Source organism: Empedobacter sp. UBA7252, from assembly GCF_002472765.1.
GTDB classification, from domain to species: domain Bacteria; phylum Bacteroidota; class Bacteroidia; order Flavobacteriales; family Weeksellaceae; genus Empedobacter; species Empedobacter falsenii_B.
Genome location: NZ_DKSQ01000103.1, coordinates 1 through 3675 on the forward strand (window position 1 = coordinate 1; position 3675 = coordinate 3675).

At 27.2% G+C, this 3675-nt stretch carries 3 protein-coding genes; all 3 read right to left on the reverse strand.

Annotation, left to right across the window (positions count from 1 at the left end; translation table 11 throughout):
- Nucleotides 1-169 precede the first annotated feature (169 nt).
- On the reverse strand, nt 170-802 hold the full coding sequence (locus B2X73_RS14440; RefSeq protein WP_291096807.1) for a hypothetical protein: 633 nt from the start codon (nt 800-802) through the stop codon (nt 170-172).
- A gap of 269 nt (nt 803-1071) precedes the next feature.
- A complete protein-coding gene (locus tag B2X73_RS14445) occupies nt 1072-1839 on the reverse strand; it encodes a hypothetical protein (protein ID WP_291096809.1) in 768 nt (255 codons plus the stop codon).
- Between the two features lie 37 nt (nt 1840-1876).
- Complete coding sequence (locus tag B2X73_RS14450) at nt 1877-2392, reverse strand: hypothetical protein (RefSeq protein WP_260543029.1); 516 nt, start codon at nt 2390-2392, stop codon at nt 1877-1879.
- Nucleotides 2393-3675: the final 1283 nt, after the last annotated feature.

Sequence of the window (3675 nt, forward strand, 5' to 3'; positions counted from 1 at the left end):
AAATTCAGGGGGATATCCAAACAATAAATTACGGTTTCACGTAATTACAAAAAACCTCCTTAAAATCACTTTTAAAGAGGTTGTATATTTATTGTCATTTGTGTTCAGTGATTTCAATACATCTCATGCCCTCCGGGCAAAATGAAAGCTTAGTTATTAGCTGACGTTTTTATTTTGAGCCGAATATTTTTCTAAACTCATTTTCCGTTTCTTCGATTAAAGACGGTAATTCTTCATCTTTAGTAGTTTCAATTAACACAAGGATTTCATTGAATTCATTTACTCTTTCTGAGGATATTTCGTGAAGTTTCTTGCTAACTATACCTAGATAATTTCCATTATCATCAAAATGTTCATCAGATTTAATAATTAGAGCTAAAGAAGATTTAGTATGACAATAAAACAATTTATCTATCACATTTTCAATTTTTGGAACTAAAGTTTTAGGAATAAATATTCTATTTTCTTTAAAATGTCTTTGTGTTTGAAAAATTAAATTTGTCAAAGGTATTACAACTCGTTCTTTATGATCTTTAGAAAATTCAATATCGTCTTTTACAATGTGATAAAATTCATTTATCAATTCTTCAGTTTTAGTTAGATTGGAATAAATTAATTTTAAAGTTTCAAATTGTTCATTTTGTAACTTGGTATATTTTTGATTTTCTAGAATAAGTTTATTTTTTAATCTATCAGAATCGGCATCAAGTAATTTTTTAATAAATTCTTTTACAAACCAAAGAATTAGACCAGTTATTGTTGTAACTGATAGTAGAATTGTTACAATTTCTTTTATTGGCATTCTGTTGTTTAAAATTTCTGTTAATGACTAAGTATTTGCGAAGAACGGTTAGAAAATTGAACGAAGTTCAAGTTCATCCGTTCAAGCAAATTGCTCTTTCTGAAACTAATTTAGTATATTGTTTTTAAACTAAACGTTTTTAATTACTTAATGTCCTTTACTTTTTTTACAAACTCCTCATAAGTATCAGATTTTTCGTTTTTCCAATTAGTTGGTTCTATTAAATCATAAATACTAACTCTTAGTAATTTTGCAATAATCCTTTTGTTTTATAAATATGTAATTTTTCTAGAGAATTCTGCATCTCTTATTTTTTTATCATTTAGTAATTTGTAGCGAACTTTCTTAGTCCAGTTTCCATATTTATCATATTTGTATTCGAATATGTATTTATTATCTTTAACTAAGTCATTTTGTTCATTATATGTATATCTTTTATTAGGGATATTGAAATCTAATTTAATATCTTTATTGGAAACAATTAATTCATTATTAGTATTGAAAACTGCCGTAGAATAAGTGTTTGATTTATAATCATATATTGCTTTTTCATAACCATACTCTCCATTATTAATTACTAACATTATTGGATTACCGATTGAATCATTTTCTAAAGTTATTATTTCAAAAATTTTGTTATAATTATCCTTTTTAGTAATTTTTACGAGGTAATTTTTAATATCATATTCATAAAGTACCAAACTTCTTTCATTTCCATAAATTGGTATATTCTTTTCAGAATTAATACTTAGTTTAATACTATCATTTTTATATTTAATTGTAGATCTGTACTTCAAATTATTTTCAGAATCAAAACCTTCTTGTTTTATAATATAAAAATACTGATTAAGGTGATAAATATCTCTCTTCTTTTCAGAGCTATTTGAATTATAAAATATTGTTATTTCTTCAATTTTCTTTATTCCTTTTGAAGATCTAACATCGAATTTATCATTGTAATGAATTGCACTGTAAATATTTTGAGCTTTAACATTAAATGATAATATATATAAAAAAATGAAAAATATGTATTGCATATACTTAAACTTTCTAAAACTCATTATAGTATTATAATTAGTTCTTAGGCTTTATATAAATAGCCTTTCTACCAGTTGTTTCTTCTGAACTGACCAACTCATCGTTTTTTAAGTTCCTCATAACACCAGCGATAGCAACAGAAGTTATATCTTTTGGTACTAATTTCAACCGAACTAACTCCTCTTTTATTTCAGCAACAGTTTTACCTTTATTAAGAAAGTTTGTATTTACTATATGCTCTCTAATTTTTGATGTCAATTTTAAAGATTCTATTCTATCTTTAGGTAATTCATTGAGAGGTTTAAGAGGAATTTTAAAGTCTAATAATGTTTCTAATGGGTACTGAACAGCTTTTGCATATTCAACGTAATAATCTATATTGGTAGTTATACCTTTTTCAATACTATTAATTGTGTTTTCTGTTATAGTTGTTAATATAGAAATATCTTTTCTAGTATAGTTTAATTCTATACGCTTATTTAATAAAGACTTACCTAACTTTTCTCTATAAACAGGTGAAACTAATCTATCTTTTCTATTATTACTACTCAATTTTAATGTTATTTTAAATTAATTAGATATAAATTTGCATGTAACAAAATATTTATCTATATTTGACTATAATTAATTAAGCGACAGTTATTAAACTCGAGTCTTGTTATCGAAAACGGCTAATTTAAGATGACGCAAGACCAATAGGGTTGTCGCTACCTCATATTTTGTATATTTGCATTCTATGGGGTGGTTTTCTCTATCGGATATTTCGTCAAAGGTTCTTAGCCGTACCTCGATTTAAATTGAAGATAGGAAATCACCCCTCTTCATATCTCGACTCGTTCAATAAAACCCAACACAAAATGAGAACGAAACAATTACCATTCATCCGTAAAAAACCACCAGACAAAGTCTGTTTGTTTTTTCCATTCTTTTAAAGAACAAACCTCCGTTTTTATAGCATTTTTAAAACACGGATCGTAAAGCAAAGGGCTATCCTTTCTTTCACACTCTCTATCAGAGCCTCGGTAATGAGACTTTGACAGTAACTGTTATACTCTTTTTTTCGCACATTAAAAGTAAACCCTTTATTGCCATTTTCCAAATTTATTGGGCTCTGCTACCTATTATTTAGATGTGAGATGTGAGATTTTAGTATTGAGAGAATTCAATTATGTAATAAGTACAGATTAGAGATTAGATGTTAGATGTTAGATATGAGAATTGAGATTTTAGAGTTGTACTATGTAAAAAGTACAATGTATTATGTATTTGAAAAAGGATTAGAAAAATGTCATATGATTTGGAGGCGAGTGTCAAAAAGTTGAAGAGAATGGTTAAAATGTTTTACTGTTTGCGTAGCAAATGATTTAAAACATTGAATGGCTGAAACTTATTTTGACCGTCGAAAATCAAAGACAAGTCTTTTTTCGTTAGTTTTTTTGACGAAAAAAAGTGACAAAAGATTTCTTGAAATGACAGAATATTAGAGAAATTATGTGTTAAAAAGTGTTAAATTCCTGTATCGGTGTATATCGAAAATGACACTTTTCTGTATCGGTTGTGTATCCGCGCTGTATCCATTCTGTATCCATTGTATATGCGTTCCGTATGGTTTGTTCGTGGTTCGTGTATCGGAAGGGATAGGATTTTTGATTTACGAGGTGGGATTTAGGATGTAAAAAGTACAGATTAGATGTTAGATATGAGAATTGAGATTTTAGAGTTGTACTATGTAAAAAGTAGAATGTATTATGTATTTGAAAAAGGATTAGAAAAATGTCATATGATTTGGAGGCGAGTGTCAAAAAGTTGAGGGGCATGGTTAAAATGTTTTACTG